14 protein-coding genes and 1 CRISPR repeat array are annotated in these 18,160 nt (G+C 46.5%); of the genes, 4 read left to right on the top strand and 10 right to left on the bottom strand.

Features of this window, described 5'->3' with window-relative positions:
- Positions 1–161: 161 nt before the first annotated feature.
- From ACFOEE_RS09270 to ACFOEE_RS09255, 4 genes are all read left to right on the top strand, one after another.
- Positions 162–2,663, top strand: a complete 2,502-nt coding sequence (locus ACFOEE_RS09270; RefSeq protein WP_377123479.1) for a zinc-dependent metalloprotease — start codon at positions 162–164, stop codon at positions 2,661–2,663.
- Positions 2,664–2,887: 224 nt separating this feature from the next.
- Positions 2,888–3,376 carry a MarR family transcriptional regulator gene (locus tag ACFOEE_RS09265; RefSeq protein WP_377123477.1) on the top strand — a complete coding sequence of 163 codons (489 nt, stop codon included), beginning with the start codon at positions 2,888–2,890 and terminating at the stop codon, positions 3,374–3,376.
- Positions 3,366–4,424: an HlyD family secretion protein gene (locus ACFOEE_RS09260; RefSeq protein ID WP_377123475.1), complete on the top strand. Its 1,059-nt coding sequence runs from the start codon at positions 3,366–3,368 to the stop codon at positions 4,422–4,424. The genes ACFOEE_RS09265 and ACFOEE_RS09260 overlap by 11 nt, the downstream gene beginning before the upstream one ends.
- Before the next feature lie 15 nt (positions 4,425–4,439).
- A complete protein-coding gene (locus ACFOEE_RS09255; protein ID WP_377123473.1) occupies positions 4,440–5,477 on the top strand; it encodes a DUF2955 domain-containing protein in 1,038 nt (345 codons plus the stop codon).
- 85 nt (positions 5,478–5,562) lie between these two features.
- Here the strand turns inward: ACFOEE_RS09255 and ACFOEE_RS09250 are convergent, their stop codons facing one another.
- The 10 genes from ACFOEE_RS09250 to cas4 form a co-directional block, all read right to left on the bottom strand.
- Positions 5,563–6,921 (bottom strand): DUF3526 domain-containing protein, encoded by a 1,359-nt coding sequence (locus ACFOEE_RS09250; RefSeq protein ID WP_377123471.1) that lies wholly within the window; start codon positions 6,919–6,921, stop codon positions 5,563–5,565.
- Positions 6,908–8,350, bottom strand: a complete 1,443-nt coding sequence (locus ACFOEE_RS09245; protein WP_377123469.1) for an ABC transporter permease — start codon at positions 8,348–8,350, stop codon at positions 6,908–6,910. Before ACFOEE_RS09245 ends, ACFOEE_RS09250 begins: the two co-directional genes overlap by 14 nt.
- Positions 8,351–8,371: 21 nt before the next feature.
- Positions 8,372–9,094 (bottom strand): ABC transporter ATP-binding protein, encoded by a 723-nt coding sequence (locus tag ACFOEE_RS09240; RefSeq protein ID WP_377123467.1) that lies wholly within the window; start codon positions 9,092–9,094, stop codon positions 8,372–8,374.
- A gap of 128 nt (positions 9,095–9,222) precedes the next feature.
- Positions 9,223–9,684, bottom strand: coding sequence for a hypothetical protein (locus ACFOEE_RS09235; protein ID WP_377123465.1), 462 nt, complete (start codon positions 9,682–9,684; stop codon positions 9,223–9,225).
- A gap of 10 nt (positions 9,685–9,694) precedes the next feature.
- The gene (locus tag ACFOEE_RS09230; RefSeq protein ID WP_377123463.1) at positions 9,695–10,969 is read right to left on the bottom strand and encodes an MFS transporter; all 1,275 of its coding nucleotides are present in this window, start codon (positions 10,967–10,969) and stop codon (positions 9,695–9,697) included.
- A gap of 2 nt (positions 10,970–10,971) precedes the next feature.
- Positions 10,972–11,796: a nicotianamine synthase family protein gene (locus tag ACFOEE_RS09225; RefSeq protein ID WP_377123461.1), complete on the bottom strand. Its 825-nt coding sequence runs from the start codon at positions 11,794–11,796 to the stop codon at positions 10,972–10,974.
- A 265-nt stretch (positions 11,797–12,061) separates the two neighbouring features.
- Positions 12,062–14,191 (bottom strand): TonB-dependent siderophore receptor, encoded by a 2,130-nt coding sequence (locus tag ACFOEE_RS09220; RefSeq protein ID WP_377123459.1) that lies wholly within the window; start codon positions 14,189–14,191, stop codon positions 12,062–12,064.
- A gap of 128 nt (positions 14,192–14,319) precedes the next feature.
- Positions 14,320–16,008: direct repeats of the CRISPR family, unit length 32 nt; unit sequence GTTTCAATCCACGCGCCTGCGGGAGGCGCGAC.
- A 176-nt stretch (positions 16,009–16,184) separates the two neighbouring features.
- The gene (gene cas2 / locus ACFOEE_RS09215; RefSeq protein WP_377123457.1) at positions 16,185–16,478 is read right to left on the bottom strand and encodes a CRISPR-associated endonuclease Cas2; all 294 of its coding nucleotides are present in this window, start codon (positions 16,476–16,478) and stop codon (positions 16,185–16,187) included.
- Positions 16,479–16,489: 11 nt separating this feature from the next.
- The gene (gene cas1c / locus ACFOEE_RS09210) at positions 16,490–17,521 is read right to left on the bottom strand and encodes a type I-C CRISPR-associated endonuclease Cas1c (protein ID WP_377123455.1); all 1,032 of its coding nucleotides are present in this window, start codon (positions 17,519–17,521) and stop codon (positions 16,490–16,492) included.
- The gene (cas4, locus tag ACFOEE_RS09205; RefSeq protein ID WP_377123453.1) at positions 17,518–18,141 is read right to left on the bottom strand and encodes a CRISPR-associated protein Cas4; all 624 of its coding nucleotides are present in this window, start codon (positions 18,139–18,141) and stop codon (positions 17,518–17,520) included. The genes cas1c and cas4 overlap by 4 nt, the downstream gene beginning before the upstream one ends.
- Positions 18,142–18,160: the final 19 nt, after the last annotated feature.

The following is an 18,160-nucleotide window of genomic DNA, read 5'->3' as shown; positions in this document are numbered from 1 at the left end:
CAAACCCATTGCAGTTATCTAAGTAGGATAGCGCTCAGCCAAACAATATTGGTCAGCATTTGACTGGCCTACTTTGCCGCCATAAATGACGCAGTTTAGTTGGTCAAAACAACCTTTTTAGGTACACTCGGCTTGAGTAACTATATAAAAAGGAAGCAAGAATGAAAATTAAAGCACTGACTTTAGCTTTAATCCTAGGACTAAGCACCCAAACAACAGCCCAAGCCGCAGAGAAGAAAAAAGACAAAAAACCAGACACTTTGGCTGAGCTAATCAAAGACAAACAACAATCCACCGGCCTGTTTGACTTGTATACCGATGAGAAAAACGGTGAGCTGTTATTTGTGATCAATGAATCACAGCTCAACACCCCATTTATCTATTTTGCTCATAGTGTTGACGGCGTTGCAGAGTCAGGACATGTCCGGGGTTATTACCGCGAAACTAAGCTGATTGAATTTAGACAACACTACAACCGCATTGAAATCATCAGCAAAACTCCACGCTTTAAGTTTGACGAAGACAATGCGATTGCCCGCGCAAGTGGGGCCAACGTCAATGAATCTGTGCTTGCCTCGGTGACTATCGAAAAACAGCAAGACGGCAAAGTTGCCTTTAAAGCCAATGAATTACTACTTAGCGAAGCACTTCATAAGGTATCGCCGTGGAAATCACACGATGACAAAGACGCAGGAAAACGCTTTAATTTAGGCAAATTAGATGCGAAAAAGTCGCGTATCGAAGCCAATCGCAACTACAGCAATAATCTCGATGTTGTCGTGGCCTATGTCTTCAATAACCCAGAACCCACAGTATATGGCTCAGCTGCGGTAGGCGATGCGCGCAATACCACAGTCAAAGTGCAACACTCATTTATTGCCTTGCCACACAATGACTTTAAACCTCGCTTGGATGACGCCCGCGTGGGTTATTTTACCCAGCAATTTGATGACATGACGTCATCAGATTGGGCACCGTATCAAGATTATATTAATCGTTGGAACTTAGTAAAAAAGGACCCCAACGCTGCCCTCTCAGAGCCCGTGACTCCTATCACTTGGTGGATAGAAAACACCACACCAGTCGAGTGGCGCGAAACCATTAAACAAGGTGTGTTAGCGTGGAACTCGGCGTTCGAAAAGGCCGGATTTAAAAATGCCATGGAAGTCAAAATCCAACCCGACGATGCGACGTGGGACGCCGGTGATATTAACTACAACGTGCTACGCTGGACATCCTCCCCAAGCCCTATGTTTGGCGGCTATGGTCCGTCTTTGGCAAACCCATTAACGGGTGAGATCCTAGGCGCAGACATCATGCTTGAATATGTATTTATGAAAAACCGCTGGATGGTGGATAGCCTGTACAGTCAAGGTGGTGTTGCTATCAGTCCTAGCACAACAAACAATTTACATTGTAGCCAAGGCCATGAGCTGCAAGCTGGTTTAATGGTTGCTAACAGCCTAGCCAGTACTGCAATCGAAAAAAATGAGATCCTCTCTGAAGGCTTAAAAATGCTTATCTTGCATGAAGTTGGCCACACCTTAGGGTTAAATCACAATATGAAAGCGTCTATTTTATGGAACGAAAAAGACGTCCATGACAAGCGCAAAACCCAAGGGATCTTAACCGGCTCGGTGATGGATTATACCCCAGTAAATTTAGCGCCACTGGGTATGACACAAGGTGACTACTTCCAAGTTAAACCCGGTCCATACGATGATTGGGCGATTGAGTACGGCTATTCAGTCGCATTGCCTGACGAAACGCAAGAAGCTGCGCGCCTTAAGCAAATTTTAAGTCGCTCTAACCAACCAGGCCTTGCATTTGGCAATGACGCCGATGATATGCGCTCACCCGGTACGCACATCGACCCGCGTATTATGATAGGCGATATGTCGGCAAATGCAGTCGCTTATGCCACTGATCGGATGAACTTAGTTAACTCGGTGTACCGCAATTTAGATAAAAATGCGCTCCATGCTGGCGAAAGCTATCAAGAATTGCTGGTGAAAGCCAATTTGCTGTATCGCGAATATTTCAGCCAAGCCAACGTGGTGTCTCGTTACATTGGTGGCGTATATTTAGAGCGCAATGTCGTTGGCAGCGGCACCACGCCATACAAACCAGTGCCACTGGCTGAGCAAAAAGCAGCAATGCAAACCTTAACTCAATTGGTCTTTGCACCCGATGTGCTGGCGAACATGCAGCCTTTATTGTCAAACATGCAGCATCAACGTCGAGGCTTTAAACACCTCGGCCAAAATGAGGACCCGAAATTCCACGATATGGTGCTAAATATGCAAAAAGCCGTATTAGCCCATCTACTCCACCCAAGCGTGCTTAAGCGTATTTCTGATACCAACAAATACGGCAACCAATATACTTTGCATGCTGTGCTTGGCGATTTAACTGCCGCGATTTTTGTTCCAGCTGATAAAGCCAGCTCACTGAGCTACAACCTTCAAACACACTACGTACAGCAATTAGTTGCCATCAGTGGTGTGAAGGGCGGGTCGCAGCACGACAATCTCGCGCGCGCGGCGGCGTTTAAACAACTACAAGATATCCTGAAACAAAGCCTATCTTGGGGCGCTAGTGATGAAGCCAAAGCTCAAAAAGCCTTTATTGATAATTTGATCAATAAAGCGTTAGAAGCTTAACCAATATCAGGGAAGCCATTGGCTTCCCTTACTTTCAGCCCTTAAGTGTATCGCCCTTCCTCGCTACTCTGTCACTCATATTAGTTGCTCATCTCGGTCACTCATTTTTACTTATTCCCTTTCAGTGGTTTAGCTGCTCGATTGAATTTTGTTCTTGTCTGAACATTTACTTAGCATGCTAAGTATTATATATTAGTTAGCATGCTAACTAAAACACTATGACTATGACTCAAGAACTTTGCACCTTTAAACAATTGTCGCTTGCTGAGCAGTTAGGCCGCGTGTCACGGTTATGGAAAATGGTCGCAGATAAAGAATTAGCGCCGCTTGGTCTCACCCATCCGCGCTGGACGGCACTGTTGAAACTTCAACGTTTAGGCGACCACATTGGTACTAAGCAACTCGCTGAGGCCCTAGAGATAGAATTACCTTCATTGATGCGCACCTTAAGCCAACTCGAAGAGCAAGGTTTAGTTACTCGGCATTGCTGTCCAAATGACAAGCGCACCCGCATCATTCACCTAACGGATTCAGGCAAAGCGCTACTAACAGAAATGGAATCGCACATTCTTTCGGTACGCCGCACTTTGCTCGCTTCATTAAATGACGAACAACAGGCTGCACTTAGCCAAACCTTGGCACAAATTGCTGAAAATGCGTTGGTACAATTGGCCTTACCCTCAATTTCAACAGGAGAAAAAGATGACGCCTGATCAAAAATTTGCCCGCTGGGTAAAATTCGCCTGTATTGGGTTTGCGGCCGTATTTGCCTATTTCTTAGTGGCCGATTTAACTATGCCTATGACGCCACAAGCCATGGCAACTCGCGTGGTGACAAAAGTGGCACCACGTATAAATGGTCAGCTCGCGGCAGTGTATGTCACTAACAATCAACCAGTAGCAAAAGGTGAGCTACTGTTTGAGCTAGACCCAACACCGTTTCAGCTCGCAGTTGAGCAGGCAGAACTCAATGTCGCACGCGTGCAACAAAACAATGCGCAAATTGATGCTGCTATTGTTGCCGCCAAAGCGCAGGTGCGTGCTGCGACCATTATTGCTGAGCAAAAGCAACGAGAAGCCACCCGCCTAAATACTTTGTATGCCCAAAGTGGCACTTCATTGCAGCAGCGCGATGATGCCCAAAGTGCCGCAACAGCGGCACAAGCCAATGTGCTGTCCGCCCAAGCAAAACTACAAGAGCTAGAGGTTAATCGTGGCGATTTAGGTGAAAGCAATGTCAATTTGCAAGTGGCGCTTAATCAACTCAAACAAGCAAAACTCAATCTTTCTTATACTCAAGTCATCGCAGAGCATGATGGCGTGGTTACCAATCTGCAATTGGAACCCGGTGCCTATGCTGCCGCAGGCGTCCCGCTCATTGCTCTAGTGGCCAGCGATGTTGATGTTATTGCTGATTTTCGTGAGAAAAACTTGCGTCATATTGCTTCTCAAACAGCTGCGCTGGTTGCGTTTGATAGTAAACCTGGGCAAGTCTTTACTGCCAAGGTGAGCAGCTTAGATGCTGGCGTCAGTAATGGACAATTTGATGCCAATGGTCGCCTTGCAACACCTACCGAATCAAACCGTTGGGTACGCGATGCCCAGCGTATGCGTTTGCACCTCGCTATCGACGACCCACAAATTCAAACTTTACCTGCTGGGGCACGCGCTACAGTGCAGCTACTTCCAACCAACCCATTGCTCAATTGGTTAGCGCATGCGCAAATCCGTATGCTTAGTACCTTGCATTTTATTTACTAAGCGGCAGGATTGGTTATGAAGCTTTGGCACCATCCTTTAAACGCCAATGATGTCCGGCAGTGCTTACGGATTGCCACGGGCGCTACCTTGGGTTTTACCATTAGTAAATTATTTAACTGGAATTACGGGGTATTTTTCACTGTTATGCCCATGTTGCTGCTGGGTTTAGTACCTGTGATCAGTGCTCATGCGGCAAGACAATTATTCGCCTCAGCAGTTATTTGTGCGCTTGAAGTCGGGATCCTTGCTGGCATTCTAGCGGCTCACCCAGTGCCCCTCACTTTGGTGGTATTTGGCTTGTTTCTTTATAAATTTGCCTGTATGGCCAAGGGCAGTTTATTCTTGTTTGGCGCAACTGGGGTCTTAAGCCTGAGCATTATGCTCCATTTTGCCAGTTACCCAAGCGCCGACCTCAACGAGTTGGTGTTTGGTAACTTATTGGCGGGCGTGCTCTCAGTGGTGATAGCCTATGTAATGGGGTTTTTAATCCCCGATGCAGAACCGCGTGAACCGCCTCCCCGCCCACTGCACCCCAAACAATCGCACCAACTCCGCCACGAAGCATTACTTGGTGCAAGCGTTGCTACTTTGTCATTTTTGGTGTTCCAAATTGCCGACTTGAGCGACTCCATGTCAGCGCAAGCTACCACAGTTTTATTACTGTTTCCGATGCACTGGAATGGCACACTAGGATACGCGCGTAAACGCGCCATAGGGACTGTGCTTGGTGTTAGCTTTGGCATTATGGCGCAGATACTACTGTATGACTGGTCAAGTCAGCTATTGCTCGTAATGCCTCTATTGTGGCTTGGTGCCATGTTATTTAGCTATATGCATGCAAAAGAAGGCGCAGGTTCCGGCGTAGGATTTGGCGGGCTCACCACTTTAGGCATTTTATTCGGCCAGTATTTAGCACCAAATAACGATTTGATTTACAGTGCACTCTACCGTATCTCCAGTGTTGTCTTCGCAATCATCGCTACATTATTAGTTACTTACTGCATTCATAAACTGCTGAATCAATATCAAGCAACTCGGTTTGGTGCTCAATAACTTTGTTATGAACAGAATCACCTATAAAAATAGGTGACTCTGTTATAGCGCCGAAATAAAGCTTTTACGCATTCATTCTAAAGACTTAACAAGCTGCCACGCGCTTTAATCTTACCGCTGCAATACCTGCCAGCAGCAACACCAATAACGAGCTAATCAGTAGCTCAACTAACCGTAAATTAGTCGCCTGTGTTGTGACCTTGAACAATGGAAAGTTTGCTATGTCTTGCTTGGTGACAGGCTTAGCAAAAAACAAAAAGTCATAAAAGAAGTGACGCACTTGCTGATGATAAGCACCAATTTCTTGTAGATATTCGAGTTGGCTGCGACTACTGGTATTAGCTAATTGGTTGAGTCTGAGCTGAAAAAACAGTGCTGGCGAAAATACGCTCAGTGCCGCTAAGCGCTCTTGGCGCGCCCAACTGCTGGCAATATAACTTTGCCATTGTTCAGCCACCGCCAAATCACTCATATGTTGCTGTGCGTAGTACCATTTCCAGTCAAATGCCGCCCCAAGTGGTGCGGTGTTTTGCCATTGGCTTTCAATTGCTAAGAACTCATCCAGCGTAGTTTGCTTGTCTTTATCCCAACCGTCATTTAGCACCATACGTTGCTTTAAACTCATTTCCAGCGGCGCATTGCTACTAAATTGATTCGCCAAATAAAGATGAACGGCGCCCGGTATTAATATCGCCACCAACACCCAACTGCTGAGATAAGCTAGGCTATTAAACACCCCACTTTTGCTAAAGCTCATGATAAATCCAGCCAGCGCAAACCAGAACAGCATATAAACCGAGGTCGCAGTCAGCACTACCCAAAATGTAGCGTCAAACGGCAGCGATAACAGCAGTGCAGCACTGAATAATAACAAGAAAATTAACAACCAGAGCACCACAAAGCGCAGCGCAAGCTGCCGTAGCACTTGGCTAAATGCGCTACTAGGCAAAGCATTGAGCAACCGCCAGCGACCTGCATGTTGTTCATCGGCAATCAGTGTCACTGTTAATATGCCTATCACTAGGGGCAACAGATACACCAACACAAAACCAAGATCTAAACCCCCAGCTCTTTGCTGGGTAGGATTAACGATTTCACGATTGAAGATCTGACCTTGTAAAGCCGTTGCGCGAATTTTGCTGGCGACCATTGAAGATGGGGTTTCTCCCACAAATAGCGCCGCCCAAGGGCTGAGTTGCCATTGAGTTGGTGCCGCTGCGTAATACGCCAATGAACCCGCTTCAGGCAAAGTTTCGCGATTACTGACATGCTCGCGCTCCTTTTGGAACACCACAGTAGATTTATACTGATCGATCCGCTGCGCTTTATAGCCTTGTGCACCTTGATAAATCGCAAGCACACCAGAAACCACCAACAGCAGTAACACTAGCTTATTGATAAGACCAGAGAAAAGACGCTTACATTCGAGTTTAAACAGTAGCATAAATCCTCCTTTGCATGCCTTTTGAATACAACCCAATAAACAACAACGCTACCGCTAGTAATGGCAGCAACCAACGCCACGAAAAAGACTGTAGTGACCAACTTAAATTAGGCGAATGGTAGCTAAAAGGCGCAAACTCCTGCCAAAAAGACTTACTAATTCTTTGCTCTCTATCATTGTGATGATGGATTTCATGGGTATGAAGCGCATTTAACTTTTGAATGCGTGTGTAGCGATGCGCTTCAGCTTGCTGCTCAAAATCGAGAAAATGCTTAGTATCGGTTTTGGTTAATGCCATAGAAAAGTCCCGCACAAACAAGTACGGATTCAACCAATAAAACTGACTTATAAAGGTTTGCTGTAGCGTGAATTGTTCAAGTTGTTTGGCGTAATGTTTTTTATAAACTTCAGCATTGAGTCTTTCCCCTTCAATCATTACTAAGCCTTTGTAATTGACTGGTAATTCTTCCACTGTCGCAACACCATATTTTTTCAAGGTGTCTTCGCGAAACTGATTAAAGTAAGGGTCGTTAGGATTATGGCTATCGCCCACTTTACGGTTATCAAGTTTTACCGCAAGTTCAAAGTCATTACGTTTTTGATGCGGATGTTGATTGTGTGCCAATTCAGCCAGCACACGCGGCATCAAAATCGTCATGATAAACCATATTGAAGTCAGCAAAACTAATGCTTGTTTTGGCTCCTTTACCCAGCTTGAAACTAACAACGTCAGCCCAATCCAGAACATGCAATACAATAAATACAGCGCAAACAACAACACCAGTCTAAGCGGGCCTTCAGCAGAAAACTCCGCTCCTGAACTTAATGCCAGCACCAATGCAAAAACAAACACAGGTAAAATAAACAGCACCGACACCAACAAGTAACTTAAACTTTTACCTAAAATGAGTGCCCTAAATGACACCCCCATCGCCATTAACTGGCGTAAAGTGCCGCTTTTTTGCTCGCCACTGATACTAGCAAAACCCAGCGCAATGATAAGTAGTGGCCAAATGATCAGTAAAATATTAGCGCTACTGAGCTCAGAAAAGCGCAGCAAAGTGCCACCGTCTTGGTCGTTAGCAAAATTGGCGCTATTTTGTTTGTGCGCCTCTAAAAAAATACTGTCGCCTACCCAAGAATTGACCCCAAGGTCAAAGAAACTCAGCGCACTTGGCGGACGAAACGCAAAATGACCAAAATGCGCAACACGGTGAGGATGCCTGTCGGGCTGGGCTTGCCACTGCTCTTCCACCAACGCCTGTGCCGTGGTTTGCGTTTGAATACTGTGTTGAAATTGCTGCCAGCCAGTAAATAGCGCAATCGCCAAGAGCAACTGCATCATAATAAAGAGCAGCCAAAGGCTTGGGCTTTTACGTTTACTTGCCAATTCGTGGCGAAAAATGTGCAGAACTTTATTCTTAATCATGTTATTGGTGTTCCTTATCCATCAACTTACCTTACGTAACAAGCTCTTGCCGGAAATAAGTTCATGATAGGTTTCTTCCAATGTGCTAATCGGCAGCTGCTTATTCTCAAGCAATGTGAGCAAACGCCCTTGATCCATAATGCCAATTTTGTCAGACAAGGTATGAGCGCAGTAAAAGTCATGCGTGACCATCAAAATCGCGGCACCTTTCTGGGCTAACTGCTCAATGATACGAATAAATTCAAGCGTGGCACTGGGGTCTAAACCAGAAGTCGGTTCATCTAACAACAACACTTTGGCTTGGCGGATGACAGCAAACGCGATCCCAACCTTTTGTCGCATGCCTTTGGAGTAACTTTTTAAATTTTGCTGACGCGCACTGTTATCTAGCCCCGTTTCATCTAACGCCGCGTGGATCTGCGCCTCAGTGACGCGCAACCCCGACAAACAGGCCAAGTATTTGAGGTTTTCGATGGCATTGAATTCTTGATACAAATTCACTTGTTCTGGCAAATACACCAGCTTGTGCTTGCTGCTATCTTCAAGGTGTACATCAACGCCATCGATCAGCGCTTGACCACTATCCGGTTGCAGGAAATTTAAAAACAGATTGAGCGTGGTACTTTTACCCGCCCCATTGGCACCGAGCAAACACATGATCTCACCCGCTGCCACCGTAAAGCTCAGCGACGAGAGCACCTGCTTACCCGCAAATGATTTATTTAGATTTTTGGCTTCTAACACAAAACACTCCTTATAAAAAATCCGCTTAAGCTCAAAATTTGCAACGATGCAACGAACTGAGCTAAAGCGGAGGAAGGGAATTCACTTAAAAACACGTTATAACATAACAAAATTTAAGTAAATAGCAATTATTGCGCCGCTCCGATAGGCACTAAAAAACTCGCAGTGCCAGTAAAAGCACCGCTTTCGACACGAAAGTGGGCGTTTTTATAGTAAACCAGCCCATCCGCTAGCTGCTTTTTGCAATATTTCGGGAAAATTCCCTCGAACCGCACTTCTTGCGTGGTATTAATGGTGCGCTTGAATTTCAGGTCGAGATCTCTTAAATACACCTCACCTGCTTTTGCAGCCAATTGGTTATCCCAGCAACCGTAAATAATCCCCAGCTGCGAAAGCCAAATGATGGCGCTCTGCGCACTGAAGTGAAATCGGCCGTCACCCGGCATTTGAAAATGCTCAACGTTCACTTTTGCTTCGATATAGCCAGGTTCGAGCGAAACTGAACTAAACGACATTCTTTCTTCACGCCAACCATTTGTTAAATAGTCAGACATGTAAGCTCGTTGCTGCGCTGCGCTTAATTGGATCATGTTGTATTCCTTATTTTATGATAGAGGACTTGATTGGTTGCGCTGCCTCTGGTTGCGACTTCGAGGACATAAAAAGCATGTTCAATAGCGATGTACCAAAACCGATGACAAGTAAGCTGTACCAAGCCAAATGTTCGCTCCGATGCGACAAATCAAATGCCAGCCCCACTAGGCTGCTGCCAGCAATTAAACCCAGCCCCGCAAACAAATAGAAAAAACCATAATGCGTCGCCACTGATTTATTGTGCGCTAATAGCGCAATTTGGCTCATGATGAACGGAAAGCTAACCAAAGTACCTAGGGTAAAGACGATGGCTAAAACGCATAACGGCAACAAAGCCAGCAGCCCATCGCGGTAAGGCCAATCGAGTATTAAGGTGGAAAAAGACAGCCCCATCAAAGCGATGCCGATACTGATCCAATGCTGTGGCGTTAACCGTCGCTCACACGCTTTAGTCACAGGAAACTGCAGTGCAATAGCCACCACAGCACATAACGTCATGATCCAAGCAATATCTTGTGGTGTTCCAGAGCTCGCCACCAGATGGATAGGTATGGCAAAGGAAATTTGGTTGATAAGCATAAAATAACCCGACATCACCGCCGAAAAAGTCAGGAACGCCTTGTTACTCAGTACAGTGCGAATAGTATTGGCGATACTTGCATTTTGCTGATTCTGTTCAGTTTTTTCAGTTGCTGTTGTGCTTGCTGACGCCGTTTTATTGGGTAGTAATAGATAAAAAACCACGGCAAATAGCGCAAAAGGGAGCGCTGCGATAAGGCATAGAAGATCAAAACTAATACTAAGTAGCAAAACGCCGCAAACCGGCCCTAGCAGCTCGCCTGCGTTACGCGCGATTGCAACCAAAGAGAACATTTGCGTACTTGATATCGCCTCTTGTTTTGCAAAGAACGCTTGTGCCGCGGGGGTAAATAACGCCCCTGCAAACCCAGTTAAAAACGCAGCTAAAAACAGCACTAAGGTCTGCTCAGAAAATAGAAACAGACCAAAGCCAACTGCGCGCAGCACACACCCAACAACAATTGGCAGCTTGGCCCCCATCAGATCTGCCACTAACCCGCCGACTAAAAACAGCCCTTGCTGACAAAACGATCTGACACCCAGCACCACGCCAACTAAGGTCGCGCTGAGCAGCAAGTCTTGCTTTAAGTAACCCGCAAGAAAAGGGATCAGCATATAAAAACCAAGGTTAAACACACATGCCGCGGCTAACATCCAGCGATATGTGGCGGTCAGTTGCGAAAATGAACTCAATACCGACATCGTCATTGCTTAGGCTTTTGTGCAATTAAAATGGAATGGAAATTATCAGCATAAGTCTGAATTTTGAGCTTAAGTTGGAACGGCGCGATGTGTTGCTCAGTTAAACTGGGGTACAACAAAGTGCGCAAATTAAACGCGGTGCGGATCACAAGTAGTGCGCCCGCTTGCATATGGTTGAACAAATGCTGGAGGATGTTGTTTTTGATGGTTTCATCCCCGACTAAGGCGGCAAGCCAAATGACGTCGTACTGGCGTAAATCAGTTTGCTGCAAAATATCGTTGTGAATAAAGCGCATGTGCTGATTTTTAGCCACTCCCCCACACACTTGCTCGCCCAAGCTTAAATCCGCAGCGCTAATATCCAAATTGTCGACGGTAAAACCTGAGTTTGCCAATGCCAGTGAGGTCAACGGCAATGCCCCAGAACCTACCATCAAAACCTGCTGAGTAGGCTTATCTGCTAACGCTTGAATCGCGTTGATCTCAAGTGCGGTGGCGCGCTGATAGTGCAAATAATAGGGGTATTCTTCACTTAGCACTGCGTTAGGATGCTGGCTTGCGATAATACGCTCTGCCCAATGCCTTTCATAAAGACTTGATGCTTGGCTAAATAATTGCTGGATGCCAAATTTAATGCCTTGAATGGCTGGTTCAGCCAACACCGCATCGGCAAATTCGCTGCCATGTTCATTGGAGAGTAAATTCAGAAATTGATGGAACATCATCATGGTTTCTGCGGTGATGGTTAATTCCGACAAAGACTTGAGGCGATGATATTCAGCGACTATTTTAGCCGCGTGGGTATGTACTGGATTTGAAACATTCATAACTAAGTTCACACAATTTTCATTTTTAAATTTCGTTATAACATAACACCTAGTTTACATTAATGTAAACAGAAATGAATTACCGGCTTCAGGTTTATCTAGTCACCAAGCCAATTCAGCAAACAAATATTTTACGAGTTACAAGTGTGGGTTAATGCTCGCTCAGCACACCTCGCAGACGCGCAGAAACGGCCTTGATGAATTTCTTCATCAAGGCTTAGATGTTCTCATCTGCGACGCGCGTTAAACGCTGCAGATACCGCGTTTAAAACTGATAAGACGTCGAAAGCAGCACCTTACGCGGCTCACCAGGTTGCACCCACATTTGTGTATATGAATTGGTAAAGTGAGTACGGTCGAAGAGATTGTGGACTTGTGCTTTAACAGCCCAGCGCTCGGTTAACTGATACGAGGCAAAGAAATTAGCCGTCACGTAAGAAGGCAAATAAAAATCTGTGCCACGCTGCCCTAAACGTTCATCAACATATTGCACTCCAACACCGGCAATTAAAGTATTGCCCGCCACCGTATAGTATTGGCTGAGCTGCAAACTCGCTGTGTTTTCAGGAATATTGAGTAAATCATCGCCTTTTTTGATGCTCACATATAAGCCGGTATCAATATCATCTTTATCGACTTGCGCGTCGACGTAGGCGTAGGAAAAGCGCACTTCAATATCTGCAGGCAGTTGGCCTGCGATATCCAGCTCCACACCTTGGCTACTGGCTTCACCAATCGCCGCTTGAAAGCCTGGGTTATCAACGTCAGCTACAATAATATTGGTTTGCTTGCTATCAAAGTAAGTCACACTCAGCTCGAGATTATTGTCGAGTAAGGACCATTTACTCCCTAACTCAATCGACTCGCTTTCATTTGGCGCAAATGCTTCCCCTTGATAGTCAATACCAAAGTTTAAGCGATAACCTTGCCCATAAGTGGAGTAAAGTGACCAATTATCGGATACCTGATATACCACCCCCAACTGTGGACTGAAGTGATTTTCTGATTGCTCGACTGACTGAGATTTGAGTTTATCGTCGATAGTTTGCTTAAGCGCATCAAAACGGCCACCGACTCTAACTTGCAGCGCCTCGGTCAGGGCGATTTGATCTTGAATATACAATCCAGTCGCCCATTGGTTTTGCTGGCGTACCGTCACAGGTTTCGCCGTTGGCGGGGTATACTGCCCATAAATGGGATTAAAGACATCAAGGGCATACAACTGCGCATCCGTTGGGTTAGTCTTCAATGCTGGCGCACGTCCAACCCGATAATCGCGGTCAAAATCAAACCTGTCGTAATCAACCCCCATAATCAGGTTATGTTTGAAACCCAGTAAATCAGCCTCGCCCGCAAGCTCAAACCGCACCACATACTGATCAGTATCGTATGCACGTTGTCTATGTTGGCGGGTTAAGGTGCGACCATCGTAATAGAGTTTTTGCCGACTAAACGACACGTCTGCGTCACTTGAGAGGCTATCAAGCTCAGTTTGCCTAAACGCCACGGCAGAACTTAATTGCCATGAATCATTGACTTTGTAAGACCATTGCAATTGGTGTCCCTGGACTGAGGTGGTAGTCGGGCCATCACCCGGCTCACCTAAAAAGCGCTCAATCGGCATAAAATCAAAGTTACCGTTTGGCGCGATAATGCCACGGTCAAATGGGATCTCTTGCTCCGCATATTCTAGTTCATAAGTCCACGTTGAGCGCTCTGACTGATCAAACTGCATTGACGCCATCAGCCCCGACTTTTCTATTTCAATGGTATCGCGAAAGCTATCTTCGGTATGATGAAACGCAATAAATCGACCCGCGGTATTTTCACTAAACGTGGTGTTAATATCCGCCTCAACACGCTGATGCGCACGGCTACCTAAAGTCAATTCAAATTCACTAGAGGATTGAAAAGTCGGCTTTTTGGTGATGATATTAATAGAACCACCCGGCTCACCACGACCAAACAATGCCGCTTTTGGGCCTTTCAATACTTCGACCCGCTCCACCCCTGAGACATCACGCGGACCAGAAAACCCTCGACCAGCATTAAAGCCATTCACTAAGTAGCCACTTGGCACATCTTCGTCACCAAAAAAGCCACGAATAGCAAAACTATCCCACAATCCCCCTAAGCTATTTTGCCGACTGACTGACGCCGACATATCTAACACCTGCGCCAAACCAGTGATGCCGGTATTTTCAATTAAGGTTGCGTCAAAAGTCGCCATCGCTTCTGGCGATTGTAAAAAAGTAAATTTACCGCGATAAGCTTGTCTTTGATCTGTGACTTCAATTCTTTCGATATTGGATTGGTCATCCGCTGAGGCAGGAAAAGCAGCCATCAAAGAGAGCGCAAGCACGCTTAAACGCGCAGTAGGAGGGAGAGACTTCATTAACACTTCCTTAATTATGATATACTATAACACAAACTCTAGCATGACTCGTTTCCATTGTTAAGACAAAAATGATGAGCTGGGTGTTATGGTTAAAAGAAAAGTGTTCGAATTAGAAAAAGATAATAGTTTCAATCCACGCGCCTGCGGGAGGCGCGACTGCCTTGCTTGATTACAATACGGGCACCATTACTGTTTCAATCCACGCGCCTGCGGGAGGCGCGACTCACCGTTAAGATATTTGTTTAGAGTTGGTCTTGTTTCAATCCACGCGCCTGCGGGAGGCGCGACTATTGTAAAACAGTAAGGCACCTCAGTTTTTCTGGTTTCAATCCACGCGCCTGCGGGAGGCGCGACGCGACGGCGGTACTGCTTGTTTTTGGCATCATAGTTTCAATCCACGCGCCTGCGGGAGGCGCGACCACCGATGAAAACGTGACCTTACTTTCAGATATGGTTTCAATCCACGCGCCTGCGGGAGGCGCGACGGCAAGAGTCAGGATAATAATTTTTATTATGATGTTTCAATCCACGCGCCTGCGGGAGGCGCGACAACAATTGTTAAGGCTTTAGAGCTGTCAGGATTAGTTTCAATCCACGCGCCTGCGGGAGGCGCGACTATTATCTCGGAGTAGCTTACTATGAAAATAGTTAGTTTCAATCCACGCGCCTGCGGGAGGCGCGACGATGGCAGCATGACCGAAAAAATCTCACAGACTAGGTTTCAATCCACGCGCCTGCGGGAGGCGCGACCTGGTGAAAAGCTAACAGGCTTACGTGTGTTAAATGTTTCAATCCACGCGCCTGCGGGAGGCGCGACAAATTAACACTCGCTACTTAGACGACATTACAGAGTTTCAATCCACGCGCCTGCGGGAGGCGCGACTGTTGATACTAGAGGTCAAAGCGGCCTGCCAAAAGTTTCAATCCACGCGCCTGCGGGAGGCGCGACTAGTCGGGGAGCTGGATGCGCTAAACGCCATCAAGGTTTCAATCCACGCGCCTGCGGGAGGCGCGACTGGGTCGCTAGTGATCGCAATGATGTTAAGCATTGTTTCAATCCACGCGCCTGCGGGAGGCGCGACACACCAATAGCGCAAGACCCTTTGAGTTTTTCCAGTTTCAATCCACGCGCCTGCGGGAGGCGCGACCACAGGCGGTATAGATCCTGAAATCGTGAACAAGCGTTTCAATCCACGCGCCTGCGGGAGGCGCGACTGTGCTCTATCCTAAGTTCGATTTCCGAACAGCACGTTTCAATCCACGCGCCTGCGGGAGGCGCGACCATTATCAACCAACCTAGTCGGTAAGTTGTATGGTGTTTCAATCCACGCGCCTGCGGGAGGCGCGACATTCTTTGTGAAAGCGGTAGTCCCATTTGACACTGTTTCAATCCACGCGCCTGCGGGAGGCGCGACCACCCGTGGCGGCAGTTGGTAATCCGCCAGAAATGTTTCAATCCACGCGCCTGCGGGAGGCGCGACGATGGCAGCATGACCGAAAAAATCTCACAGACTAGGTTTCAATCCACGCGCCTGCGGGAGGCGCGACTTTAGTAAGCGCGCCAAGTCACAACGGTGTGCGAGTTTCAATCCACGCGCCTGCGGGAGGCGCGACTGGTACGACTCAATGTTAGCTTTATTTGATGCTAGTTTCAATCCACGCGCCTGCGGGAGGCGCGACATGATTATGACGCGGTGAGCACAACGTTAAACAATGTTTCAATCCACGCGCCTGCGGGAGGCGCGACGCTCTCTTTGTAACTTGCTACGTCATAATCGGATTGTTTCAATCCACGCGCCTGCGGGAGGCGCGACTGCCTTTTGGCAAAGGCAGGTATAACCTAACATATCATAGGGTTTTCCGCTAACCTTAGGTAAAGCGGCAACATTTCGCTATGGTATACCGAGTTAAAAGTATATTTTCTTTATTTTTAAAGAACTTAAAAGATCGCTAGATCACCGGGGTTTTACTGAGTACTGCCCGCTAGCGATTACAAGATTAATGTGTCGCGAAATATATCTATCGCCACTTTGGCACCGTGATGCTCAACTTTGTTTTGCCAATTTTTACCGAGTTTGTAAAATCGCAAACTATCCACTTCAGGATCGTAAATAGACAATAGTTTTTCTTTAAAGCGCAACCATTGGGTGGCGTCTATTTCACATTCAAACACCGAATATTGCACCCGCACCCCATAATCTAGGCATACTTTGGCAAGTTGCCGTAACCGTTTTTGCCCGTCTTCGTTGCTAAACGAGACATCATAAGTCACTAACACCATCATCTTGGCTATCCTTATTTTTTGATCACAAAAGGCGGATAATGGGCAAGGTCGCCTCGCAAATGGCGCGCCAACAACATGGCTTGCACATGTGGCAACAAACCAAGCTGCACTTTTTCTTGTAAATAGGGATGCATGACTTCTTCTTGCTTTTTAGCTTGATAAGCCTGAAACACCAGTTTACGCGCATCGTCCTTTAAGGTTACGCCACCTAAACAATCTTGCGTAAAATCTTTTGCGCCTAACGTTTGGTTATTAAATAGCTTTAACGCAATGCTATCGACAATATAGGCTCTAAATTCTTCGAGTATATCAAGCGCGAGGCTATTTCTGCCCGGCCGCTCTTTGTGTAAAAAGCCCACTTGCGGGTCTAACCCAACCCCTTGCAAAGCACCACTGATCTCTTGTGCAAGTACGGAATAGAGCAAGGAGATCACCGCATTGACAGGGTCTTTCGGCGGCCTGCGGGTACGTTTATCGAACAATTGTCTATTGTCATTGCCTTTAAACATATCGGCAAAGGCAGCAAAGTAGTGCGCAGCTGCTTCGCCCTCCAAACCTAGAATACTGTCATAGGCAGTAACAGCACTAAGTTGTTCAATAATTTGCTTTAAGCGCACAATGGCTTGTTCAATTTGTGGCGTTGCAGTGTGATTACGACGAAAGCGTAACAACAGCATCCGTGACGAGCGAATTTTAGCGGCGACAATATGTTTGGCAAGGGTGGTGGCAGCAAGTTCAGTGACAGAAAACTGTTGCCTGCGCAGCAACACATTACCCGTTTGCTTACCGACGACATTGGCTAAAAAGCGCCCATGCATATCAAAGAAAGCTAAGTGGGTGCCATTTTCACCACAAAAGCCGAGCAATTGCGGCGACACCATAATATTGCCAAAACAAAAAATGCTGCCGATGGAATGAATAGGCAATTGCATCAGTTTGAGCTTTTCACCCTCCACTTTTTGCTCTATCAGCAAAGTTTCGCGTTGTTTATGTAAATACGCGCCGTCTTTAGTGATATAGAGTGCGTTTTGTATTCTCTTCATTCACTCTCCATGTTGAATAGCGCTTGGATATAGCGGTTTGAGCCATCATTGTGGGTTAATTCCGGCTGACAAATATCAAGCAGCGAACACGCTTTACAATGTTTGCCTATGCTCGGTGGTGGGGTTTTCCCTGCAGCAAATAACTGCTGCACTTGCGTAATTAACGCCCGCGTTTGGTCGCGCAGGCTCGGCTCAAACACCACCTCCATACGCTTGCGCGTTTGCCAGTACCAAAGTGCCCCTTGCTCAATGTGAACGGCCAACATTTCCTCAATACACAAAGCTTGGGCGCAGAGCTGTACTTTGTCTAAATTATTGATTTTTGGTTTGCCACGCTTGTATTCCACCGGCACAAACTGTTGCGTAGCTTGATGATACTCCAATAAATCCAGCTTACCCGTTACACCAAGCAAAGGGGCACTCACCACCACGCCACGTTCAAACCGCACACCCTTGCGCGTTTCAGGCTCGCCGCTATCTACTCGCTCATGTAACTGCCGCCCGTGTGCCGTTAGGAAGTTTTCTTGCCACACTTGCTCAAGGTGAATGAGCGCACATTGGCGCGGACAAAAAACAAAATGTTGCAAAGCAGAGATATTGATTAGCTTTTGTTCGTCCATGATTTAAACATCCAAAATC

Source organism: Pseudoalteromonas fenneropenaei (assembly GCF_042643375.1).
Taxonomy (GTDB): Bacteria; Pseudomonadota; Gammaproteobacteria; order Enterobacterales; family Alteromonadaceae; genus Pseudoalteromonas; species Pseudoalteromonas fenneropenaei.
This window is presented reverse-complemented; position numbering and strand designations above follow the sequence as displayed.

Bases quoted from the DNA above. Each gene is read 5' to 3' on its own strand.
- ACFOEE_RS09270 (WP_377123479.1), top strand. From the start codon at position 162: ATGAAAATTAAAGCACTGACTTTAGCTTTAATCCTAGGACTAAGCACC.
- ACFOEE_RS09265 (WP_377123477.1), top strand. From the start codon at position 2,888: ATGACTCAAGAACTTTGCACCTTTAAACAATTGTCGCTTGCTGAGCAG.
- ACFOEE_RS09260 (WP_377123475.1), top strand. From the start codon at position 3,366: ATGACGCCTGATCAAAAATTTGCCCGCTGGGTAAAATTCGCCTGTATT.
- ACFOEE_RS09255 (WP_377123473.1), top strand. From the start codon at position 4,440: ATGAAGCTTTGGCACCATCCTTTAAACGCCAATGATGTCCGGCAGTGC.
- ACFOEE_RS09250 (WP_377123471.1), bottom strand. From the start codon at position 6,921: ATGCTACTGTTTAAACTCGAATGTAAGCGTCTTTTCTCTGGTCTTATC.
- ACFOEE_RS09245 (WP_377123469.1), bottom strand. From the start codon at position 8,350: ATGATTAAGAATAAAGTTCTGCACATTTTTCGCCACGAATTGGCAAGT.
- ACFOEE_RS09235 (WP_377123465.1), bottom strand. From the start codon at position 9,684: ATGATCCAATTAAGCGCAGCGCAGCAACGAGCTTACATGTCTGACTAT.
- ACFOEE_RS09230 (WP_377123463.1), bottom strand. From the start codon at position 10,969: ATGTCGGTATTGAGTTCATTTTCGCAACTGACCGCCACATATCGCTGG.
- ACFOEE_RS09225 (WP_377123461.1), bottom strand. From the start codon at position 11,796: ATGAATGTTTCAAATCCAGTACATACCCACGCGGCTAAAATAGTCGCT.
- ACFOEE_RS09220 (WP_377123459.1), bottom strand. From the start codon at position 14,191: ATGAAGTCTCTCCCTCCTACTGCGCGTTTAAGCGTGCTTGCGCTCTCT.
- cas2 (WP_377123457.1), bottom strand. From the start codon at position 16,478: ATGATGGTGTTAGTGACTTATGATGTCTCGTTTAGCAACGAAGACGGG.
- cas1c (WP_377123455.1), bottom strand. From the start codon at position 17,521: ATGAAGAGAATACAAAACGCACTCTATATCACTAAAGACGGCGCGTAT.
- cas4 (WP_377123453.1), bottom strand. From the start codon at position 18,141: ATGGACGAACAAAAGCTAATCAATATCTCTGCTTTGCAACATTTTGTT.